This window comes from Pontiella agarivorans (assembly GCF_034531395.1).
Taxonomy (GTDB): domain Bacteria; phylum Verrucomicrobiota; class Kiritimatiellia; order Kiritimatiellales; family Pontiellaceae; genus Pontiella; species Pontiella agarivorans.
Genome location: NZ_JARVCO010000012.1, coordinates 1,056,750 through 1,079,613, shown reverse-complemented (window position 1 = coordinate 1,079,613; position 22,864 = coordinate 1,056,750). Strand labels below are relative to the sequence as shown.

The following is a 22,864-nucleotide window of genomic DNA, read 5'->3' as shown; positions in this document are numbered from 1 at the left end:
GCATGATCAAACAAAGGAATACCGATGAAAAATAAACTGCTTATTTCCGCTCTTCTCGTAAGTTCTATAGCCTTGGCCGGCGCGGCCCGGATGCCGGAAAAAAAACCGAACATTATCTTCCTGCTGACCGATGACCAGCGCTGGGATTCCGTCGGATTTATGGGCCAGAAAATCGGGAAAACCCCGAATCTGGATCAACTGGCATCCGACGGCGTGGTGTTTGACAACGCCTTTGTCACCACGGCCATCTGCACACCGAGCCGCGCCTGCTACATGCTCGGCCAGTTTGAACGCAGACACGGCATCGACTTTAACTCCGGCACATCCATGTCGGCCGAAGCCTGGGCCAAATCCTATCCGGTGCTGGTGCGCAATGCCGGATATTTCACCGGCTATATCGGTAAAAATCACCTGCCGATCGGCGACAAAGGCTATCGCACCGGTCTGATGGACCGCAGCTTCGACTTCTGGTATGCCGGCCATCACCACATCGGTTTCTATCCGAAGGACTACCACAAAATTTTCGACAACGCCCAATCCGATACGCAGGCGGAAATCCTTACCGAAGGCGTCGATGCCTTCCTCGATCCGCAATCCAATGAAGCCTTCATGAGCAATGCCATTCAGTTTCTGCAGAAACGCGATCAATCCAAACCCTTCATGCTCTCGATCTGCATGAACCTGCCCCACGGCTTCAGCACGCAGAGCATGAAAATGAAGCCGACCGACGATGCGCTCTACCGTACCGCCTATCGCGAATATCAGGATACCCTGCCCCTGCCCCCTCACTACATTCCCAAACGTGATCTGAAAGAAAACAAGCTTCCGAATGATCTGCTGCTGCAGGATCTGCGGCAGACCGGCTACAACTGGGTCGAAGACGAAGCACAGACCCGTGAACGCATGATCCGGGTCATGCAGGCGGTCACCGGCATCGACCGCCTCGTCGGTAATATGCGCGAGACACTCGAAAAACTCGGCATCGCCGAAAACACCGTCATCATTTATGCCTCCGACCACGGCCTCTTCAACGGCGAATTCGGTCTCGGCGGAAAATCACTTTGCTATGAAACCTGTATGAAGGTGCCCATGGTGATTTACGACCCGCGCAAAAAAGGCGGATTCCGCTGCGACGAACTGGTGCAGTCCATCGATGTTGCCCCGACCATTCTCTCCATCGCCGGCGTCGAAACACCGGAAACCATGCAGGGAAAAGATATGACCCCCCTGATCGCCGGCGAAAAAACCGACTGGCGCGATGCCGCCTTCGGCGAAAACCTCTGGTCAACCATCTTCGGCAATCCACGTTGCGAAACGGTGCGGACAAAGGATTTCCGCTACATCCGCTACTTTAAAAACGACAACCGTGTGCGTCGCGAAAACACTCCGCAGAAAGACTGGTATCGGGTTTCACAGGAATCGGCCGATCTCTACGCAAAATGGCTCACGGCCTCGATTAAAGGGGAGAAAGCAGTGTACGAAGAACTCTACAAAACCTCGGAAGATCCGTACGAAGCCAACAACCTGATCAACGATCCGGCCTATGCCGATGTGCTGAAAGAACTGCGGGCAAAATGCAAAGAGCTGGTTGCAGAAGCCAAAGGCGATATCAACACGCCGCCGGCCACGGTCCGCGTTACACACGAAGATTTGAAAACACACTACCGGAAATGGGAATAACCATGAAATTTCTGATCGCCCTTCTGCTGGGAACCGCTGTGACCGCATCGGCCTACGTTCATGATATCCGTGACTATGGCGCGGTCGGTGATGGAAAAACACTCTGTACCGCCGCGGTACAGAAAGCCATCAACAAAGCGTCGTCCAGCGGAGGTGGCGAAGTGCTGGTGACCGCCGGAAGCTATATGATCGGCACCATCTATATGAAGGACAACGTGACCCTTCATATCACCGGCGGCTCCAAGCTGATCGCCAGCCCGAACATTCGGCACTTTGCTGCTGACACGCATAAAAACATGTACAAAAACGAGCCGCACATGGATCGTTGCCTGATTTTTGCGCGCGGCGTCCACAACATTGCATTCAAGGGAAGCGGAGCCATCGACGGCAACGGCTCCTGGAATAATTTCAATCAGGAAACCGGACGGCCCATGATGATCCGGCTGATGAACTGCACCAACATCCGGATGCATGACCTTACCCTGAAAAATCCGGCCGCATGGACCTCGGCCTGGCTGTACTGTCAGGATATTGTGGTCGATGGTATCACCATTCGCAGCCGGGTGAACAACAACGGCGACGGACTCGACTTTGACGGCTGCGAAAAAGTCCGCGTCAGCAACTGTACATTCGATACTTCGGACGATTCCATTTGTCTTCAGGCTTCGCGCAAAGACAAAGCCTGTCGCGATATCGTCATCAACAATTGTATCTTCGTCAGCAAATGGGCGGGGATCCGCATCGGGCTGCTCTCCCTGGGCGATTTCGAAAACGTTACGGTGAACAACTGCATCTTCAGAGATATCGAGGATGCCGGTCTGAAAATACAGATGTGCGAAGGCGGGACGATGAAAAACATGACGTTCTCCAACCTGGTAATGAGCAACGTGCCCCGTCCTGTTTTTATGACGTTCGGCCAGCAGCGCTGCTGTGTGGACACCCCGAAAGGTGAACTGCAGCCGATGAAAGAAATGAAAGGATTTGTATTCGACGGCATACGGATCGATTCCTCCACCTGCGGAAAAGATTCCGCCATCGTCATCACCGGCATGCCCGGACATCCGATCAAAGACCTGGTTTTCAGCGATATCCAGATGACCACGGGCGGCGGCGGAACTTCCGCAGATGCCGCCAATGAACTGAAGGAACTGACCCCGGACATACTTGACGGCTGGTGGCCGGAATACAGCCGCCTCGACGCCACCGTTCCGGCCTTTGGAATCTATGCCCGCCACGTCGACGGTCTGGTGCTCAGCAATGTGAATATGAAAACCGCCAAACCGGACCAACGTCCGGCGACCCGGTTTGTTGATGTCAAAAACCTAAGAAATGAAATCCAATGAAAAAATTCCTCTGCAGTGCCCTTCTCATCACGTCTGCGGTATCCGCGGCACCCAAACCGAATATCGTATTGATTATGGCCGACGATCTCGGCCTCGGCGATATCAGCCACCATGTACGCACGTTTCAGAACAAAACACCGGTGGTTGAAACTCCCAACATCGACGCGCTGGCACAGCAGGGCCTCTGGTTTACCGACGGCCATTCCGCCACGGCACTTTGCTCGCCGACCCGATACTGCGTCATGAGCGGCAACAATAATTACCGTTCCTACGCCCCGTGGGGCGTCTGGGGCACCTTCCGCGAAACAGCCTTCCGCGACGGCGAGGTCACCCTGGGCTCCGTAGTCAAAACGGCCGGCTATCAAACCGGGTTTATCGGAAAGTGGCATCTCGGCGGCGATTTTCTCGACCGGAAAACCGGGGAGCTTTACCGCGGAGCCGACCGCGACAACCCGGAGTCGCAGGTCGACCTTTCCCGTTTCGTCGGCCATGGACCGAAATTCTGCGGATTTGATTATGACTTCACGCTGCCCTGCGGGATTCAGGGCCCCATCTATCTCGCCTACGAAAATGAACAGTGGTATCCGATCAAACAGGACTCCGAAATCGTTTTCATGAATAACGAAAATGCGATTCACCCCAAAGATCTGACCAGCAAAGGCTTCGGTTTCGGCGATTCAAACTGGGACACACGGAACATCGGCGATCTCATCTCCCGTAAAGCTGTCGATTTCATCGATGAAAAGGCGAAAAAAGACGCCCCGTTTTTTCTCTATTACTGCTCGCCCATGGTCCATGTCCCCCACTGCCCGCCGGACGAATTTGACGGAGTGAAAGTCAACGGAGCCACGCCTTCGCGCCACATGGATATGATCGTTGAACTCGACCTGCAGGTCAAACGCATCGTCGATGCCCTGAAAGCAAACGGGGTGTATAAAAACACCCTGCTGGTATTCACCTCGGACAACGGCGGCCTCCAGGTCGATCCGGAAACCATGGCTACCCGGCACCGCTCGAACGGCGGCTGGGCCGGTTGCAAAAATTCACCGCTTGAAGGCGGTCACCGCGTCCCCTTCTTTGCGCTGTGGCCGGGACATATCCAGCCCGGCGTTTCCAGCGAATTTATTTCCAACACCGATATGCTTGCCACGTTTGCCGCACTCGTCGGCACACCGGTTCCTAAAAATGAAGCACAGGACTCCAATAACCTGCTGCCCCTGCTGACCCACCGGATGGATCAATTTGTCCAGCGCGATTTCATCGTGCTGCAGGCCGGAGCAAATAACGAAGTGATCTATCGCAAAGATCCCTGGAAACTCATTATCCAATCCGACCACCATTGCTCCTTCTGGAAACCCAAAGCTCTTTACAATCTGGAAGAAAATCCGACCGAAAATCACAAAAAGAATCTCATTAAAAATCCGGAATACAACGATCTGGTCGAAAAGATGAAACAGGAATATCTCGATATCCGCACCAGCGGAGTCCGCACCGCCCCGTATAATTTCCAATGATCGGAAGTTCCGGAAGCTGAAACGGCGAGACGAAAGAGAGCCGGAAAATGCGCCCGGAATCATTCCGGGAAACCGGGGGCGGTTTCATCAAAACCGCCCCGATCAATTAAAGGCCGCTTCCGATTCTCGCCTGCGGAAAAGCGGAAAGGCCGATGGTGAACATAATCTGGTGTTCATTCTCATCGTAGAAATGATAGCCCAGTCCGTAACGCATGCAGCACCAGTTGGCATAAACCATGCCGGCAATCTCTTCCAACTCGTCCTCTTTATCGTTGTAGCGGGCATAACCTTCGAAGCTAAGATCAGATTTTGGAAACAGTTCAAACCGCGGCGTCCAGAGTGATTCACGCTGCGCACGGTAGAGATGCTCAATACTCAGAATCAGATCGTCATAATCATAGGAATAGCGCGTATTGAAAAAGGGAACCTCTCCTGAATTCCAATCCACCACTCCTTCAACATCCACCATTGCACGCTTTGTCAGCGGCATCCGTGCATCAATAAAGAGCGAATCAAAATCGTTGCCGCTTCCATGATCCTCCATCAGGTAGTACGTATACAGGTCGAGATCAATAAACCGCGAAACCCGGTTATCCCGCTTCGTCTGCAGAATATTCCGAAGGCCGACCTTCACTTTATTTTCATCCTGCAGCATATCCACATCATCGAACTGATAAAGATCTGAGCTGTCGACGTCGCTGTCCTGATAAATATAATCCGCATACGGCTGGATTTTATGGCGCAGCCCTTTGCCGTACCAGCGCTCGCGCTCCGACAGCACCTTCGTCGCCTCGAACGAAACCTGCATTCCGGCTCCCGGAATCTGCCGTATCTCTTCACCGCCGGCCGCAGAATCGCTGTAATAGGTTCCCCGATACGTCGCGCGCGGAACCACGCTCAGCACGCCCCAGCGCTGCGGCAGATAAACCGAGTTCAGCGAATCCAGCCGGGTTGCATCATATTCCGCCACCGGGTCGAGCGTCCCCGAAACCCGGTCGAGCTGAGCCACCGCATTTTCACTCTGAAAATAAAACGGCGTACCCGGGATCCGGGTGCGGTAGGCATCCAGCGAATATTCATACCGGTCGGTGTTGTTATAAAAATCGTTCAGCCGTTTATTCACAAAGGCCTCGGTGCCCAGATAAGTATTGCCGTAATCGAGCGAAAAATAGTTTTCCGGCTGGGCATACGAGCGGTATTCCCCTTTAAAAAACTCCTCGATCACCGCCGGATCACTGAGATAGTTCCACTTGGTATTCGCATAAAACGTGTCGTCAAAATACTGATGATGCTCCAGCTTCAGCCGGTATCGGTCATTGCTGATTTCATCGCCGACGGCTCCGTCCGGTGCAGGGTCGGCCGGATCATACCGCGCATATTTATCCTGATCCTTCAGATAGAACCCATGGAAGGTGCCTTTGGCGTTGGGATAATTCCAGTTTAATCCCTGCCCCAGACCGACGCCGCGTTCCGTGTAAAGATTCAGATCCGTCTCCGATTCAACATGCTCCGTCAGAGGAATCGTCGCTTTGGTCAGCAGAAACAGCCCCCATTCAGAACCGAACCCGCCCTGAAATGAAAAAATCGGTTTGCTCAGCTTCTGCCGCCAGTACGGCACATAAAATACCGGCACCTTTCCGACATACACCGTAACCCCTTTTGCTTTCAGATACTCATCATCAACAAGGTAAGCCTCTTTCGCCGTCACATGAAAGTGAGGATGATCCTTGGGGCATGTAGTGAACTCCGCTCCCTGCAGGCGGAATTCATTGGTGGAAACCCGCTCCACCTGATCCACACTCATAAGCACCGGATCAAAATTAAGAGTCGAAGGACCGAAATCCCCCACTTGCGTAATATAGTTGTATTCCAGCTCCGAACCGCGCCATTCAATATTTCCGCGTTTGAAAAAAATGCCGCCTTCCATTTTCAAATCGCCATTGGCGGTATTGCCTTCAACCCGGTCCGCACGAACAACCACATTTTCAAAACGACCGGTTACTCCGCCGCTGGCAATGAGGGTGTCGTTGGTGAATTCAAGACTGGCAGCCGTCAAATCAAACGGCTCATCCGGAATCTCTTTCGGCAGATCAAGATCGGCTGCCACTGCAGCGGCGGCAATCCCGAAACAACAGAAAAGCAGTGCCGGTCTAGCCCTCGACATCCTGTCCGCCTTTCGTAAAGGGAATCGGACGCGACCGCGGGGCATCGGGGGTGCGAGCCTGGGTCGGCATCGCCAGAATTTTTTTCAGTTCTTCAATGCGCTCATACGCTTTCGGCACCAGCTTACTCTTCGGATATTCCTCGATCATCTTTTCATAATAGATAATCGCGGCTTCCGGCTCTTTCGGCACCTTGGCATAAAACGCCCCCTCATCAAAAACCTGCTTTGCCTTCACTTCATAAAGCGAATTCCGCAGCCTGATGATTTCCGTCCGGTATTCCGATTTCGGATACGTTGAAAGAAAAACGGTGGATGCCGTCAGCATACGGTCCAGAATCTCCGGAGCCGCGGGATATTCCTTGCGCAGCTTCCGATAGCACTCAATCTGCTGCCACGCCGCCTCCTCCGCAAACGCACTGTCAGGATAGCGATAGCCCAGCACTTCGTAGGCACTGATCGCCAATTCATACTCACTCGCGCCCTGATTGCATTGGCCCACCATAAACTGAGCTTCCGGCGCACGGCTCCATTGCGGACCGTTACGCACCACTTTTTCAAAATACTCCACTGCATATTCCGGAGCCCGATATCCTCCGAAAACCCAGCGCAGACGACGGTGGTTCATAATTTTCACCGCAATCTCATACTGCGCCTCCAGCGCCGAGTCATAATGCTCCATCTGCCCCGAATAATTATCGATCAGATACTGATACGCCGTAAATGCAGCCTTCCACTCCTTGCGCTCAAAAAGCATATCCGCCCGCGCCCGTGCAGCCCAGGGCGCTTCTTTGCTGTTTGGCCACCGGCGGTACAAATACATCATCCGGCGCTCAGCCGCTTTCAGCCGGCCCTTTTCACGGGTTTCCTGCGCCAGCTGCCACTGAGCAGTCGGATTGTCCATTTTTTTATCGAACGCCGAACGCCACGTAAACTGGCCCTTATCCTCAACCCAGTAAACCGTTTCGTCTTTCGACTGCTCCGTCATGTCCGCCACCGACACCTTCGTGTCGGCGCCGACCTCCGACGCCTCGATTTTTTTGGCCTCCGACTGCGCATGAAGCGCCGGCGGGCCGGTCATCAGAAACAAAAGCGAAGCCAGTAGAGTTGTACGTGAAAATTGCATAATCCGGATAATGTAAATCAGGGTTGAATTTCGGGCAATGGAAATACGTGACAAGTGATTCAGCGGCGAATCTTCCAATTACTGGAAAAATGATCACACCGCATGCATCACGTTCAACATTTAATAACTCTTTGCAAAAACCACGCGGCCGGGGCTCGGCTTGCCGCAGCAGATGCAGGCCCCTTCGCCGCTCTCAGCACGATCGAACGGAATACAACGAATCGTCACCGACAGCTCATCGTTGATTTTATCCTCGCACTCACCGCTTTCGCACCAGTGGCTCAACGCAAAACCGCCATGGGCTTCCGGGCGGTTTTTATTCTCCGGCGTAAAGAACGCCTTAAACTCATCATAAGCGTCGATTTCCCGGGTATGTTCCGCCCGATGGTCCAGCGCCCGCTGCAGCAGACTGTTCTGAATATCATCCAGCGTTTCCACAATGTTCGCCACAAATTCATCTTTATCAACGCCCTGCTTCTGCATCGTATCGCGGCGCGCCATGAAGACCGAATTATTCGCCATATCGCGCGGGCCCACCTCCGCTTTAATCGGAATCCCCTTCTTCACCCAGCTCCAGCCCTTTTCGCCGGCATTGATATCGCGGGAATCAATCACCACCTCCACATCGCGTTCGTGGAAACGCTGTTTCCGAAGGTTGGAAGCAATCTCCTCGCAATACGCCAGAATCGCTTCGCGGTCCTCCTCTTTGCGGATAATCGGCAGCAGCACCACATGACTCGGCGCCAGGCGCGGCGGCATAATCATGCCGTCGTCATCGCCATGCGTCATAATCATGCCGCCGATCAAACGCGTCGAAACGCCCCACGACGTCGTCCACGCATATTCCAGATTGCCCTCGCGGCTGCTGTACTGAATCTTCGACGCCTTCGCAAAATTCTGACCCAGAAAATGGCTCGTACCCGCCTGCAGCGCCTTGCGGTCCTGCATCATCGCCTCAATACACAACGTGCTCACCGCCCCCGGGAACCGCTCGCCGGCGGTCTTTTCGCCCGTCAGCACCGGCATCGCCATATACTCCTCGGCAAAGGTTTTATACACCTCAAGCATTTTGCGGGTTTCTTCCCAGGCTTCGGCTTCCGTCTCATGGGCCGTATGCCCTTCCTGCCACAGAAATTCCGCCGTACGCAGAAACAGGCGCGTACGCATTTCCCAGCGCACCACATTCGCCCACTGATTAATCAGCAGCGGCAGATCGCGATAGCTCTCCACCCATTTCGCAAACGTCGATCCGATAATCGTCTCCGACGTCGGCCGCACCACCAGCGGCTCCTCCAGCTCGCCCGCCGGAACCAGCCCGCCATCCGGGCCCTCTTCCAGACGATGATGCGTCACCACCGCGCACTCCTTGGCAAAACCGTCAACGTGCTCAGCCTCTTTTTCCAGATAGCTCTTCGGAATAAAAATCGGGAAATAGGCATTCACATGCCCCGTATCCTTGAACATTTTATCCAGCGAACGCTGAATATTTTCCCAGAGCGCATAGCCCCACGGACGGATCACCATACAACCGCGCACGTCGCTGTTTTCCGCCAATTCCGCCGAACGCACCACCTGCTGATACCACTCCGGATAATTCTCGCCCCGCGTCGGGGTAATCGCCGTTCTCTTCTGTTTAGCCATAATAAACCAGTTATCTGTTAATTGTTATTCGCTAATCGTCCGCAGGATATTCCAGGTAACAGCCTGATCTCAAATCACCCATAACGATTAACCGCCGGGCATCACCCGGCAAAAATGAAGCGCGCAATCTACCCTCCCGATACCGGGAATTCAAGCCCCCACGCCAAACGCCGCACATTTCCACCCCCCGGAAACAAAATGCCCCTTTTCCAGCAACATCGTCCGCATCCCCCCGGGAACCAATCCCGCACCTGCTCCAGACCTTGCATCTCATAAATTCCGACCAAGGCATCTGACGACGTTTATGGCACTGAACACATTTCGCACTCATAATCTCCGTAACCGGGCCTGCTCAACGAGCCGAACCCTTAGAAAGAAATTGATCGCTTTCGTTTTCGCTGCACACTCGTACGGACCGACTGTGTGCGACGGAAGAGCATCCTGCGTAAAATGTTGAAATCTTCCGGAATCCCTTGCTCGTTCTGCTGCCCGCCATCCGATCCCCGGAGCAAAACCGACATATGCATATAAACAAAAAAAGCCCCGTTATCATTGCTGATAACGGGGCTTTTAAAATGGCTCCGGCGGCTGGGCTCGAACCAGCAACCAAGTGATTAACAGTCACCTACTCTACCATTGAGCTACGCCGGATTTCTCGTAAAGAGGCGCATAAGGTACAGGAATCTTCCGTCTTGTCAACACCCCGAAATTAACTTTTTTATCCTGATTTTTTTCAGGCCTTGGAAACCAATAACTTGCATCGTTTATTCCATAAAAAAAGATGAAATTAATCGAATTTCTGACGCCCTGAAATAGCTTTCGCCAGCGTTGCAGCGTCGGAATATTCAATCGCACTTCCAGATGGAAGACCGAAGGCAATACGCGAAACACGGACTTCCCGGGTCGAAAGAATTTCTTTGAGATAACTGGCCGTGGCATCGCTCTCCACATCGGTACCGAGCGCAATCAGCACTTCGGTGATTTTTTCATCGGCAATACGGGCAAGCAGCTGATCAACCCGCAGGTCGGCTGCGCCGGTGCCGTGCATGGGCGAAAGCCGCCCCATGAGGGCATGGTAACGCCCCTGAAATCCGCCGGACTCTTCAATTTTCATGATGTCGGCGGGCGATTCAACCACACAGAGAATATGGGCATCCCTGCGGTGCCGCGTGCAGAGCTCGCAGGGATTAACAGCCGAGAGCGTTACATTTCCACACCGTTCGCAACTGGCGATTTCGTCGTCAGCCTCCAGCAGCGCATTGGCCAGAATGCGCATCAACCCTTTGCTGTCCTGCACCAACGCCATCGCCATACGCTCAGCCGTACGCCTTCCAATGCCCGGAAGCCGACTGAGCGCTGCCACGAGATTATCAAGTGGAACTAAATGCTGCATGCGCAGTACATCCTAAATCCGAAGTTCGGATATCCAAAACCCATTTTTTAAAGGAATCATTTCCCCTGATTTTGAATGCCGATTTTATACTTTTAAACGACCTTAAAATCCCATGCCTGGAATGTTCATACCGCCGGTGAGCTTGCTCATTTCTTTGGACATGGTTTCCTGTGCAGCACTCATGCATCCATCAACAGCGGCCATCACAAGATCCTCCAGCATTTCAACATCGTCCGGATCAACAGCATCGGGATTGATTTTGACGGAGCGGACTTTCATATCGCAGGTTGCCGTGACGGTAACCATGCCGCCGCCGGAGGTAAACTGGACTTCGGTTTTAGCCAGTTCATCCTGCTTTTTCTTCATATTTTTCTGCAGATCCTGCGCCTGCTTCATCATTTTCATCATGTTCATGCTATCTTGTTCCTCGTTCCTGGTTCTTAGTTCCTTGTTCGAAATTGCGGGCTTTGATTTTCACACACCCATCGTCACGCATTACTCTCTGATATCGGTAATTTCACCATTGAATGCATCGACGACCAGCCTGACAACCGGATTTGCATACCACTGCTGTTCTTTAGTGAGCATCTGAGTCTTGCCGGCGCCGGAGCTGTTCATCGGTTTATCTGCCGGCAACGGGCGCGGATCGTCCGCTTTGAGCGGCTCGTAAACTACGGAAAGCTGACGCCCCAGATACCGTTCAACTGCGCGACTGAGAGCCAGCTTTGCCCGGTTATCCTCCAACCGGCTCCGATCATTGGTAAATTCGGGATCATAGCCTACCACCAGCTGTGTCTCGGTAGTTTTCAGCGGGGCGGTATTCAGCAGGCTGCTTTTAGCCAGCAAGTCGGCTTTGCCGACCTGATCGATGATTTCGTACCAGGTTTTAAGCAGCGTTTCGACTTCACCCGCCGGGGCTATCTTTTTTTTTTGGCCGGAAGTTCCGAAAGAAACCGTGGTTGCGGAGGGACTTCCGGCTACTGCTCCGCCGGATTTAAAGTTTTTTTTTAGGTCGGCCACCTGTTTAAGCAGCTCATTGATCGTTGCGGTTTCGGCGGCCCGCGAACAGCGGATGAGCCCCGTCTCGAGCAGTGTTTTTTTAGAGAGCGCGTAGCGCATCCGCCCGTCGGCCTCCACCAGCAAATCAATAATTTTGAGAATCCGTCCGGCCTCAAAATCCGGTGCAATATTTTTGTAATATGCAAGCTGCGCCTCCGGGAGCTCCAGAGCAGCGGCACCACTTTCGGCATAGATGACCACCAGCAGATTACGGAAGCTTTCCAGCAGTTCCATCACCACCCGCTGCAGATCCTTGCCGGCTTGATCCATTTCGGCAACGATATGGATAATCTGCGGCACATCGGATTTCAGAATGGCCATAGTCAGATTTTCGAGTACATGGCGGGAAACCAGCCCGAACACGGCAAGCACATCGTCTTCACCGATATCCTTACCGCGAAATGAAATAATCTGATCGAGAGCCGATTCAGCATCGCGCAGCCCGCCCTCGGCCCCGCGCGCGATGGCCAGCAGAGCATCTTCTGTAATATTAATCCCCTCTTCTTCACAGCCTTTGCGCAGGCGATCAACAATGTCCTGCACGGAGATCCGGCGGAGATCAAACCGCTGACAGCGGGAAAGAATGGTGGGCAGCACTTTGTGCACATCGGTTGTGGCAAAAATAAACTTCACATGCTCCGGCGGCTCTTCCAGCGTTTTCAACAGCGCGTTGAACGCCTGCGTGGAGAGCATGTGCACTTCGTCAATAATGTAAATTTTGTAGGGTCCGCGCGCCGGTGCATAGCGGGCATTGTCCCGCAGATCACGCACCTGATCGACCCCGTTGTTGGAAGCCCCGTCGATTTCAATGACATCCAGACTGTTGCCGGCCATGACTTCTTTGCAGGAGTCGCAGACATCGCACGGATATGGAGTCGGTCCTTTTTCGCAGTTGAGGGCTTTGGCAAGAATTCGGGCCGAGGTGGTTTTCCCGGTACCGCGCGAGCCGACAAACATATAAGCATGCGCCACACGGTCGGTTTCAATCGCGTTGGTCAGCGTACGCGTTACATGCCCCTGCCCCACAACATCAGAGAACTGCTGCGGGCGCCATTTTCGTGCTAGAACTTCATAGGCCATAATACAAAATTTCCTCATAGGCAAGGGAACGAAAGGGCTCCCGGCTGCGCTCCCGCCGGCGGGTCCGGACACCCGAGAAACATGGTGTACCGCTGCTGCCTTCCGACCCTGACGGGGTTAACCCGATCTCGTCATCCGGATGCCTGCGCTCAACACGCTGCCGGGAACCGTCTCGTTCCCTTCCCTTTTTCAGGGAAGAACGGGGAAGATACTAAGGGCCTCCGGGCATGGCAAGTTCCAAGGACTGGAAACCTCCAATCTCCGGAATTTTACAAAGCACGGAAGCATCAGTCCGCCCGGCGGATCATAAAGAGTCCATAGATCTGACCCAGCACAATCGGAATCCAAGGTAACAGCCAGGGATAATACTGCGGCTTTTTATCAAACGTGTCCGAAAGAATAATAAAGATATAGTAGATAAACATCACCGCCAGACTCATGAGCATCCCGATCGAGGATTCCTTGCGATGCGAGGTGATGCCCAACGGAATGGCCACCAGCACAAACATCAGCGGCGCAATGGCGAGACAAATGCGCTGATGAAATTCAATCAGGTCGCGTCCGTGCTCCACCTGCATATCATATTTCCGCATCCAGCCCATATCCGCTTCCGGATTTCGCAATACATACACCAGTTCTCTGAAGTTCAGGTATTTCCGTTTTTTACGTACCGAACTCTTTTTCGTCAGATCATTCAGATCCACACGAATCGGATGTTTTCTGGCGCTCATGTAGTGAATTTTACCCGGCTCTTCAGCATCGGCAATTTCCATCCGCACATCAAAAAGATCGATTTTCAGGACCATTTTTTCTTCATCAATGGTCAGAATACCGCTGTCGGCCCGGAGTGTATCGGTGATCTCACCGCTGGTCCGGTCTGTTTTATACACCACGAGATCCCTCACTTTATTGCGGTATTTTTTGCCGACATAAATCATGTAGCCCGGAAAATCACGAATAAACCGTCCTTCCTCCAGCAGCTTGATCGGATCCTCCACCCCCATGCTCAGTGCATTCTTTTTCAGACGCTCCGCCGCGAAGGTGGTTTTCGGATAGATCGTGAAACTGTTGTAAAAACAGATGATACTGAGCAACATGGAAAACAGAATGATCGGTGACGAAATCTGAAACAGACTGAGCCCTCCGCCCCGCATCGCCGCCAGCTCACTGTCGGAAGACAGCCGCCCGAACAGCAGCAGCGTTGAAAACAGCGCACTGATCGGAATGGTGAACGAAAGCGAATACGGCAAGGTGTACACGGCAAACTGCCCGATCACACTCAACGGCAGTCCTTTGGCCATATAATCGATCAGCTTGTACATGGTCCCGATGCTGAATGCAAACGTGATCAGCAGCAGCGCCGTCCCGAAAATGGTCAAAAAATCAGATAAAAGATATTTGGTCAGTTTACGCACGCCGCCTAATCTCCTGAAAACTGACGGTTATAGAGTTTGGTATACAACTCGTCACTATTGTAGAGCTCGTCATGACTGCCGACACCGCGAACGTAACCGTCTTCCATCACTACGATCGTATCCGCCATACGGATGGTGGCAAAACGGTGGGCAATCATGAAGACTGTTTTTTCGCACACGAGTCGCTCGAGGGCGACCTGAATCTTTTTCTCGCTCTCCGAGTCGAGGGCTGAGGTGGCCTCGTCCAAAATCAGGATCGGGGCCTGTTTCAGAAAGGCGCGCGCGATGGCGATGCGTTGTTTCTGTCCGCCGGAAAGCCGGGTGCCGCGTTCGCCCACCACAGTGGCATAGCCCTCCTCCAGCTCCAGAATAAAGTCATGAGCAAAAGCGTGGCGCGCGGCCTCGAAAATCTGTTCATCCGTGGCTTCCGGCCGCCCGATCCGTATATTTTCAAGAATGGTGTCATTAAACAGGAAGGTGTCCTGGGACACCACCGAAATGACGCTGCGCAACGCCTCTTTGGAAACGCTCTTCACGTCGATGCCGTCGATTTTAACCTCTCCCTGCTGTACATCGTAAAAGCGGGGAATGAGGTCGGCAATCGTGGTTTTACCCGCACCGCTCGGTCCGACCAGGGCCACCACCGATCCGGGCTTGAAACTCAGCGTCACATCTTTGAGCACCCACTCTTCCAGATAGCGGAAATGGACATTTTCAAAATCAACCTGTCCGCGTACGTTTTCAAGCGGAACCGGATGCCCCGGCTCCGGCACATAGTTTTCGGCATGCAGCACATATTCAATACGCTCCAACGCCGCTTCGCCTTTTTTCATCGCCACATGAATTTCGCCGAACTTTTTGACCGGATCATAGGCCATATAAAGCGCAGCCAGCATGGAAGCCGCAGCAGCAATGATGTTTTTTTCCAGCATGTAGACCACGGCCCCGGAAACACAAAACACCCCGACTACCTCAACCGTGGGACGCACAATATTGCTGTATTTCACCACTTTCATCGATAGATGGCAGAAATTATCCAGCGCCTGATCAAACCGGGTGATCTCATTTTCCTGCAGGTTGAACGCCCGGACCTCGCGCACCGCACTCAGGTTTTCGGATACATATTTTGAAATATCCCCGCTCTGCGCCTGCACCTGCTTCGCCCGCTTCAGAATCCGTTTTCCGAAAACCCGCAGCGGCAGAATGATCAGCGGCATGGTGGCCAGAAACAGCATCAGAAACCAGACATCCTGCTCTTTCACCGCCAGATAAATCAAAGCGGAAACGGCGCCGATCATCGTGACCGGCTGTTTGACCAGATCGTTGGCCACCTTGGTCAGCACCTGCTGCAGCGCCAGCGTATCGCCGGTCACGCGCGCCATAAGATCGCCCACCGTGTTCTCATGAAAGAACCCCAGCGGCAGCGCCTGCAGTTTTCTGAGGACCCGGGACTGCAGCTGAATCAGCACCCGCATCCCGCAGAAGGAAATCAGATAGGTATTGATAAATCCGCTGGCCGACCGGATCAGCATGGCCACCGGAAAAACCGCAATATAGGCTGCCATCTTCCAGATATCCGGCCGCGGATCGGCCGACACCAGCGGAATGATTTTATAAAGCAGAAACGGCAGACCGAACCCGCTGGCCGCTCCATAGAGAATGCCCATGGACAGTCCCCCGGCAAACTGGGTTTTGACCGGTTTGAGCAGCCCGAAATACGGTCTGAATTTTTCTATGCCCGACTTATTGCTTTGTTCCGTAGTTTCCATAAACACCTATGTTCCGGCCGCGGCGTTTGAACTGTCATCCCCCGCCCGCCTGAGTTTGATGAATCAGTCCGACCCCGCTCCGGCGTTCCGGCGACAGATCCCTGTACTGAAAAATCATGGTGCAGGTTCTAACATTCCCAAAACAACGACTCCACCCTAAATCTCCGGAGCCTGCTCCGCCACCCGCTCCGGAAAAACGGAACCTGCCCGCGCCGGCATTGCGCTATAGTTTTTTCAGTTGCATGACCGATAACGCTTCTGCTTGCCATGAGACCGATAATTGCATTCGCCCATATTCCAAAAACAGCCGGAATCACCCTCGTTTCCATTCTTCGGCGCAGCTACAGCTGGCGGCACTTCGACCGCCCCGGCTTCTACCGCCCGCTGACGGCCCGCGATCTGAAGCAGATCCGGAAAGTCGACCGCGGCCTCGCCAGCATTGCCGGGCACACCATTCAGCCGCACACCAACCTGCATCAACAACTCCCCGTCCGCTACTACACCTTTTTACGGGATCCCGCCAAACGGCTGATCTCCGAATTTAAATTTTATCTGCGCCGCAGTACGTACGACGAAAACGTGCACGAACACCTTGAAGCATCCTGAAACACCTGGCTGCCCACCCGCAGCAATTATCAGTGCCGCTATCTTTCCGGCAAAGAGTCGGCGGAAAAAAACCATTGAACTGATCGAGGACCGCATCCCGTTCATAGGCCTGCTCGAACGCTTCAATGAATCCCACCTGCCGTTCAGAAAATGGGCCGATGACCCGCGGGGCGGCCTGCAGCAGCCAACTCACCGAGGCAACCACCGAAGATCAGAAACTCTACGACCATGTTCAGGAGGTCATCTATCCGGCGCAATGCCGTGCCTATGGAAACACTATGGGAAACCGCGCTCCCGTTCCTGCTTTCTGAATAGTGTCTCCATTCCCCCGGCATTAAACTACCGACCAATCCCGAAACACGACGGAACCGGAATGAGATAAACGACATCAACCTTAAAAACGATAACGCGGACAGCGGAACCTTTTTTACTGCCAGCGGACGCTTTACCACTTGCTCCGTTACAGCATTACGCTCTGATTCCGTTTTAGTCCTCTGCTCATGTCGGCACATCACACCTCTAAACCGTATGCAACCGCTCCAATATACTATTTATCCGGCGTCATTAGATAGCGAATCTGCGAGGCATGAAAGAGAGAGGACCAGCGGCGCTCATACCGGAATTGGTTACCGAAACTGAGATTCACCAATCGCTTGATGAGCGAAACCGACAGCCGCTCAAAAAAGGTATACCGATAGAACTCGATTTTAATCCTGTGAATTTGAAAACGGATATCACTGTAAAAAGAGGGAACCTTCCGTTTTTTCGGCTGATGCTCGGGAGAAACAAAATAATACATGGTATAGAGTCCGAAAAAACGAACATGGGTCGGATCGGAGTAGGCAAGGACATTGGAATAGTGCGGCACAATAATTTCAATTTTTCCGCCAGGCTTGACCACGCGATGAATCTCCTTCATCAGCGGGAGAAAATTGTCGATATGCTCAAAGCAGTGCCGACTGTATATTTCATCCACACTATTGTCCGGCAGCAGATCCAGCGGTTCATTCAGATCGGCAACCACGTCCACCCCATCCATTTCCAGATGATCAACGGCGAAAAATCCCTCCACAGGACCCTGTCCACAACCGAGATCCAGTTTGATCTTCCCGCCCTGCTCCAGAGCTTCCTGAAGTTTTTTATTCAGTATCTTCATAATTTAATACCTTTCTCTGTCAGGTGATCATTCAGGCATGCTGCCAACAGAGCACCTACCGATTCGTTGGAAAATTCTTTTTCGGCACGCAGTCTCCCGGCACCGCCACATTTTTTCCTCAGCATTTCCGATCCGTATAGCTCTGCCAGATAGTTTATAAATTCGCCGCTGTCTATAGCGGCAAAACCCGGACCGTCCTTCACAACATCCCGATTCACGCCGACATCGGAAGCCACCACGGGAACTGCAGATGCCATATACTGGATCGCTTTATATGCACATTTCCCGGCGGAATGCAGCGTATCAGGAAGCGGCATCACCCCGACATCAAACTGCGCAATCTCTTTTTCCTGCGTTTCAATATCCCACCTTCGCATGTCAACCTGAACTCCGGGAATCTCCACTGTATCATCTGAAACAATTCGCAGTTCCACAGGAATATCCGCCGACTGCAAGGCCTGCAGCACCGGAGCAAGCATCATCAAATGCGGCAGGTTCACCCGACCGCCGACCCAGCCAATAACAAACCGTCTACCGAGCGTATATTCCGTTTTAACCGCAATATTGCGTGTCTCAACTGCAGACGGAATAACATACGTTTTTATAGCGCCGAACTCCCGGGCCCAGCCTTCCAGAATCCGGTTTCCGGCAATCACAAAGTCCGATGCCTGAATGACATTTCTGAACTTGACCTCCCGACTGCGACTTTTACTCCCTTTTGAATCATGAGGAAGATGCTGCGCATCATCGAAATCGTATCCCAGCTTTCTGCAGTTTTTACGCAGCAGAAAAAGATCAAACGGGCTGGGCATTTTTTTTTGGAGAACAACCAGATTAAAACCTCTGCATTTTCTAAATAGCCGCAACTTATCGCGGAAAGTTTTCGGATAAACTTCGACCTCCACCTCCAACCCGGCCGTATCTAATTCGGGAAGCAGGTTCAGCACACGGATCCGGCTGCTTGCCGCATCAGGATTCAGGATAATAACCAATATCTTCTTTGAACAGTTCATGCTACCGCCTTGCCGCCTTCATCAACAGTTCCATAGTCTGTTCCGCATTCCAGAGATCCGTCATACCTTCCACGGTTCCACATACCGCTTGCGGATCTGAAATTCTCAACGCGCGATCAACCGCATCAGCAAATGATTCGATGTGATCCGGATATTCAAAAACGGCCCCGTTTAGTTCCTCACAGATGAGGTCAGATGTTCCACAGGATTTCGTGGTCACAACCGGTGTTCCGCTGGCCAGGGCCTCTATTCCGACATTTGGAAAAGGATCATACCAAGAAGGCACAAGGGCAATATCGGCGGCATGGAAATAAGAACAAAGCATCTTATCCGGAGCCAGAAAACGCACACGATCATGCACTCTTTTCTTTCGCGCGTATTTTTCCCAGGCTTCAGGACGGTCCCGGCCCATCACCAACAAACCGGCTTCCCGCTGTAACTGAAGCATCTCTATCGTTTCTTTCACGCCTTTTCGCCGGAACCCACTACCGGCAAGAAGCAGCAACGGCCCTTCCCCCAGCCCCAGCTCATTGCGCAACCGGATGCGATTTTCATTCCGATTCACGACAGAAAACATATCCGGATTCACTCCATTATGAATCACTGAAATCCTGGAGCTGTCGAGCTCGGGAAATGAGCGTATGATATCCCGCTTCACCATGTTCGAATTTGCAATCAGAAATGGCGTGGAATGAATGCATTCCCGTTCTGTTTTCAACACTTCACGTTGGAAGGCACTGGCTCGAACGGCCATTTTCTTGAGCGGCGGCTCAAACATCGACCTCATCTGCAGCCAGACACGATGAACCCCTTCTCCTCCCCGCCAGATATCCTGCCCGACAGTCCGCTCCAGACTCATCACCGCATCGAACCGGTTCTGTCTCAGGTATTCCGAGACACCTCGGGAAAAGGACATCAACCGAGCCCGTCTGGAATAGGTTTGCATAGGAATACGGTGAATACGAACCTGATCCGCCACATCTCCTTCCCAGGATGCTGTGATCAAATGAACCCGGGCCCCCTGTTCCGCACAGCGGTCCATCAGCCGCTGCAGATACCCTTCCCCCCCGCCGAACGAAACGAATTTCTGTTTGATAAATGCAATATCCACCCTGTTACACCATACCTTCTGGCAACCGCCGTTTTTCTGATTTAAAGATTAAATCTTTCATTTTAAACTGGTCTCCATCTCGCGGCCTTTAACGTATTTCCAGAAGGTGTACTGACTGTACAGAACAGCAATCAGAAATCCATGCGACCCACCCAGAATTCCCTTTTTGAATACAAAAAGACGCACAAACGTCCACATCGACCTCAATGTAGCGGTGAGCAGACCTGAGGGTTTCACATTGAGCGAAGAATAGCGGTTCTGCTTATCCACAAACTGCTCGATGGAATCATAGGCCAGATGCTCCATGTGGTTTTTCAGCGTTCCCGGCTCTCCATCCAGCACCACCTTTTCATGAACCGCATCTTCCGTAAACCGCCCCGACGTGCGGTTGAAGAGCCGCACGGTATAATCCGGATACAGCCCGCAGTACCGGATCGGCTTTCCAAAAAACCAGTTCAACCGCGCAACCTGATATCCCGGCCGGTCCGGTGCGCTCTTCAGCAGGACCTGGATTTCTTCCGCCAGCTCCGGCATAATCCGTTCATCAGAATCGAGCACAAAGACCCAATCATTGGAACAGAGCTCCACTGCCCGCTGTTTTTGCCGGCCGAAGCCCAGCCACTCCTGACTGAACACCTTGGCCCCCAGCTCCTGCGCCACCGCACAGGTACGGTCTTTCGACCCGCTGTCCAGCACCACCACCTCGTCGGCAAAAGCAGCCGACTTCACCGCATCGGCAATCACCGCCTCCTCGTTGTATGTAATGATCGCCACCGAAAGTTTGTTCATTGTCCACCCCGCAGTGCCTGACCGCTCAGTTCCAGATATTTCTTCACGACCATCAACGAAATCAGCTCATCCGCCCTGTGATCGGTGAACAGCCGGTAATAATGCTGCAAGTTACGGATAATCTCACGGGCCTCCTGCGGATGCGCGGTATAATGCTCCACCTTTTCCGGCAAGTCCGCGTAGTCATCCCGCAGCTCCACATAATGTTCTCCGCCGGTCAGCCGTCCCTCCATCATCCAGGTTTCAAACTTCGGCCGGGTCATGAAACAGAGCGAGTTGGACTGCGCGATCCACTTCAGGTTAGTCGCCACATCATTCCCTTCAATCGACAGAATAAATTTATACTGCAGTTGCTCGGCAATGCTCATCTTCGGCTTCACCCATTCCGCCGGAGCAGTTTCTGATGGCGGATTCACCTGTCCCACATCACAGAGCGGATGATTCCAGTATTGTTTGAGAAAATCCTTACGCCACTTTTTCCATGCCGCGCCCCGCCAAACCAGCATATCTTTCTTTTCGGCATAATCAACCGGGTCATGAATCGGGATAAAATGCCGCACGGAATTGAGCTTGAGCAGAATATTATTTTCATTGCCGGAACCGATCGGACGGCTCTTCACCAACGTCGGGTGCGGCTGGTTGAACGAAATATCCCCGAACTCCACATCGGCCCGGACCTCGACCGGAAAATAGCGCATCAGCGCGCGGTAATCATAAAAATAGGCCGAAGCGACGTCCCCTGTCAGCTCCTTCAGGGCCACAGCGGAATCACTAAGCGAAAAGGGCCGGTCCAATTGATTATAATAGCCCACCCGGTCCAACATCGCTTCCGCATCATAAGCCGAAAGCCGCGCCAGCTTTTTCCCGAGCCGAACACGGTAAAAGGCGTCAGGAATCAGCGCGCGTTCCAGCGCTGAACGCGCATAGAACCGCAACTTGTTTGCTCGTTGAACGGTCAGTAATCCCACGTTTCCAAAACCTGTTTAATCTCGCGCTGCACCCGAATAATACATACCCTTTAAATTGAAGTTCCCGATAGTAGCTGCACCGGGATAAAACAACAGAAAAAACAGACAGGGCAACAAAAGAAACAATTATGCGCGGAATTCAAAACTACACCCCAACAGAGTGGCTGCGGCTGGACCCGCCCATTTGGTATCTCAAGGAAATCCGGAATAAAGCCGTCAGCCGCCGGTTTGTCCGCAGTCGCCCCGCAACCCTCGATCCATTCCTGCAGCGCCTCCAGCACCTGCGCGGAAAAAACATTATCGCCGTGGTGGCTTTCAATTCGCCGTGGGTCATCGAAATCCTGCTGCGGAATATGAAAGAGCACGTTAAGGATGCCGAGGTCATCGTCTGCGACAACTCGAATAAACCGGAGCTCCGTCCTGAAATTGAGGCCGCCTGTCGGGCGGCGGAAACCCCCTATTTCTCCCTCCCGCCCAATCCTGAAAAACATCCCTGCCGCTCACACGGCATTTCCCTGAACTGGATCTATTACAACATTCTCCTCCCCTTGGAACCGAGTATATTTGCCTGTATTGACCACGACCTGATTCCTTACCGGGATGTTAAGCTTGTCGATCTGCTCAACCATCAGCCGGTCTTCGGAAGAAAAAAGGACGCCCCCTGGAGCTGGTTCCTCTGGGCCGGCTACTGCATGTTTGATTTCAGCCACACAAAAAATAAGGCCGTCGATTTCAACAACGACCGTCCGGCCCTGCTGGATACCGGAGGACAGAACTGGGAACCGCTGTACCGCCGGCTCGATGTCCGGAACATGCGCTTTGCCTCACATGTCATTCGAAACGTGGCCCACCCGACGGCCAATGAACATATGCCGCTCGAAGTACTCGACGACACTTGGCTCCATCTGGGGAATGTCGGCCAGACCAAAGGACGTAAAGACTATTTTTCTGATCGGGCTCAGTTCCTATCAGAACTGTTTGATGCCGTCCGGGACGGAAAACAGCTTGCCGGCTTTATCGGCAAACCGGTAGAAATCTGA

19 protein-coding genes, 1 tRNA gene and 1 other RNA gene are annotated in these 22,864 nt (G+C 52.9%); 6 read left to right on the top strand and 15 right to left on the bottom strand.

Annotation, left to right across the window (positions count from 1 at the left end):
- Positions 1 to 24 precede the first annotated feature (24 nt).
- From P9H32_RS17430 to P9H32_RS17420, 3 genes are read left to right on the top strand one after another with little or no spacing between them, the layout of a single operon-like run.
- Positions 25 to 1,680 (top strand): sulfatase-like hydrolase/transferase, encoded by a 1,656-nt coding sequence (locus tag P9H32_RS17430; RefSeq protein ID WP_322610200.1) that lies wholly within the window; start codon positions 25 to 27, stop codon positions 1,678 to 1,680.
- Between the two features lie 2 nt (positions 1,681 to 1,682).
- Positions 1,683 to 3,023, top strand: coding sequence for a glycoside hydrolase family 28 protein (locus P9H32_RS17425; protein ID WP_322610199.1), 1,341 nt, complete (start codon positions 1,683 to 1,685; stop codon positions 3,021 to 3,023).
- Positions 3,020 to 4,537 carry a sulfatase family protein gene (locus P9H32_RS17420; RefSeq protein ID WP_322610198.1) on the top strand — a complete coding sequence of 506 codons (1,518 nt, stop codon included), beginning with the start codon at positions 3,020 to 3,022 and terminating at the stop codon, positions 4,535 to 4,537. Before P9H32_RS17425 ends, P9H32_RS17420 begins: the two co-directional genes overlap by 4 nt.
- 106 nt (positions 4,538 to 4,643) lie before the next feature.
- On the opposite strand, the gene P9H32_RS17415 is transcribed toward P9H32_RS17420, so the two are convergent.
- The 10 genes from P9H32_RS17415 to P9H32_RS17370 all read right to left on the bottom strand — a co-directional run bounded on the left by P9H32_RS17415 (position 4,644) and on the right by P9H32_RS17370 (position 16,181).
- Positions 4,644 to 6,701, bottom strand: a complete 2,058-nt coding sequence (locus tag P9H32_RS17415) for an LPS-assembly protein LptD (protein WP_322610197.1) — start codon at positions 6,699 to 6,701, stop codon at positions 4,644 to 4,646.
- A complete protein-coding gene (bamD, locus tag P9H32_RS17410; RefSeq protein ID WP_322610196.1) occupies positions 6,688 to 7,824 on the bottom strand; it encodes an outer membrane protein assembly factor BamD in 1,137 nt (378 codons plus the stop codon). Before bamD ends, P9H32_RS17415 begins: the two co-directional genes overlap by 14 nt.
- 120 nt (positions 7,825 to 7,944) lie before the next feature.
- Entirely contained in the window at positions 7,945 to 9,465 is a 1,521-nt protein-coding gene (gene proS / locus P9H32_RS17405; RefSeq protein WP_322610195.1) for a proline--tRNA ligase, read from the bottom strand.
- Between the two features lie 576 nt (positions 9,466 to 10,041).
- Positions 10,042 to 10,116, bottom strand: a tRNA-Asn gene (locus P9H32_RS17400).
- A gap of 136 nt (positions 10,117 to 10,252) precedes the next feature.
- A complete protein-coding gene (gene recR, locus P9H32_RS17395) occupies positions 10,253 to 10,858 on the bottom strand; it encodes a recombination mediator RecR (protein WP_322610194.1) in 606 nt (201 codons plus the stop codon).
- Between the two features lie 102 nt (positions 10,859 to 10,960).
- A complete protein-coding gene (locus P9H32_RS17390; protein ID WP_322610193.1) occupies positions 10,961 to 11,272 on the bottom strand; it encodes a YbaB/EbfC family nucleoid-associated protein in 312 nt (103 codons plus the stop codon).
- A gap of 81 nt (positions 11,273 to 11,353) precedes the next feature.
- Positions 11,354 to 12,997 carry a DNA polymerase III subunit gamma/tau gene (gene dnaX, locus P9H32_RS17385; protein WP_322610192.1) on the bottom strand — a complete coding sequence of 548 codons (1,644 nt, stop codon included), beginning with the start codon at positions 12,995 to 12,997 and terminating at the stop codon, positions 11,354 to 11,356.
- Between the two features lie 50 nt (positions 12,998 to 13,047).
- An RNA gene (gene ffs / locus P9H32_RS17380) (signal recognition particle sRNA small type) lies at positions 13,048 to 13,145 on the bottom strand.
- A 139-nt stretch (positions 13,146 to 13,284) separates the two neighbouring features.
- Positions 13,285 to 14,412, bottom strand: coding sequence for an LptF/LptG family permease (locus P9H32_RS17375; RefSeq protein ID WP_322610191.1), 1,128 nt, complete (start codon positions 14,410 to 14,412; stop codon positions 13,285 to 13,287).
- Positions 14,413 to 14,417: 5 nt separating this feature from the next.
- The gene (locus P9H32_RS17370) at positions 14,418 to 16,181 is read right to left on the bottom strand and encodes an ABC transporter ATP-binding protein (RefSeq protein ID WP_322610190.1); all 1,764 of its coding nucleotides are present in this window, start codon (positions 16,179 to 16,181) and stop codon (positions 14,418 to 14,420) included.
- Positions 16,182 to 16,448: 267 nt separating this feature from the next.
- Between P9H32_RS17370 and P9H32_RS17365 the strand changes: the two genes are divergently transcribed.
- Together P9H32_RS17365 and P9H32_RS17360 are read left to right on the top strand one after the other, a co-directional pair.
- Entirely contained in the window at positions 16,449 to 16,787 is a 339-nt protein-coding gene (locus tag P9H32_RS17365) for a sulfotransferase family 2 domain-containing protein (RefSeq protein ID WP_322610189.1), read from the top strand.
- 125 nt (positions 16,788 to 16,912) lie between these two features.
- Complete coding sequence (locus P9H32_RS17360; protein WP_322610188.1) at positions 16,913 to 17,098, top strand: hypothetical protein; 186 nt, start codon at positions 16,913 to 16,915, stop codon at positions 17,096 to 17,098.
- Between the two features lie 236 nt (positions 17,099 to 17,334).
- On the opposite strand, the gene P9H32_RS17355 is transcribed toward P9H32_RS17360, so the two are convergent.
- From P9H32_RS17355 to P9H32_RS17335, 5 genes are read right to left on the bottom strand one after another with little or no spacing between them, the layout of a single operon-like run.
- Positions 17,335 to 17,943: a class I SAM-dependent methyltransferase gene (locus P9H32_RS17355; RefSeq protein ID WP_322610187.1), complete on the bottom strand. Its 609-nt coding sequence runs from the start codon at positions 17,941 to 17,943 to the stop codon at positions 17,335 to 17,337.
- A complete protein-coding gene (locus P9H32_RS17350; protein WP_322610186.1) occupies positions 17,940 to 18,956 on the bottom strand; it encodes a glycosyltransferase in 1,017 nt (338 codons plus the stop codon). The genes P9H32_RS17355 and P9H32_RS17350 overlap by 4 nt, the downstream gene beginning before the upstream one ends.
- 1 nt (position 18,957) lies before the next feature.
- On the bottom strand, positions 18,958 to 20,067 hold the full coding sequence (locus tag P9H32_RS17345; RefSeq protein WP_322610185.1) for a glycosyltransferase family 4 protein: 1,110 nt from the start codon (positions 20,065 to 20,067) through the stop codon (positions 18,958 to 18,960).
- A 57-nt stretch (positions 20,068 to 20,124) separates the two neighbouring features.
- Positions 20,125 to 20,856: a glycosyltransferase family 2 protein gene (locus P9H32_RS17340; RefSeq protein ID WP_322610184.1), complete on the bottom strand. Its 732-nt coding sequence runs from the start codon at positions 20,854 to 20,856 to the stop codon at positions 20,125 to 20,127.
- Positions 20,853 to 21,824 (bottom strand): glycosyl transferase family 90, encoded by a 972-nt coding sequence (locus P9H32_RS17335; RefSeq protein ID WP_322610183.1) that lies wholly within the window; start codon positions 21,822 to 21,824, stop codon positions 20,853 to 20,855. Before P9H32_RS17335 ends, P9H32_RS17340 begins: the two co-directional genes overlap by 4 nt.
- Positions 21,825 to 21,952: 128 nt before the next feature.
- On the opposite strand from P9H32_RS17335, the gene P9H32_RS17330 reads away from it, so the two are divergent.
- Positions 21,953 to 22,864 (top strand): hypothetical protein, encoded by a 912-nt coding sequence (locus P9H32_RS17330; protein WP_322610182.1) that lies wholly within the window; start codon positions 21,953 to 21,955, stop codon positions 22,862 to 22,864.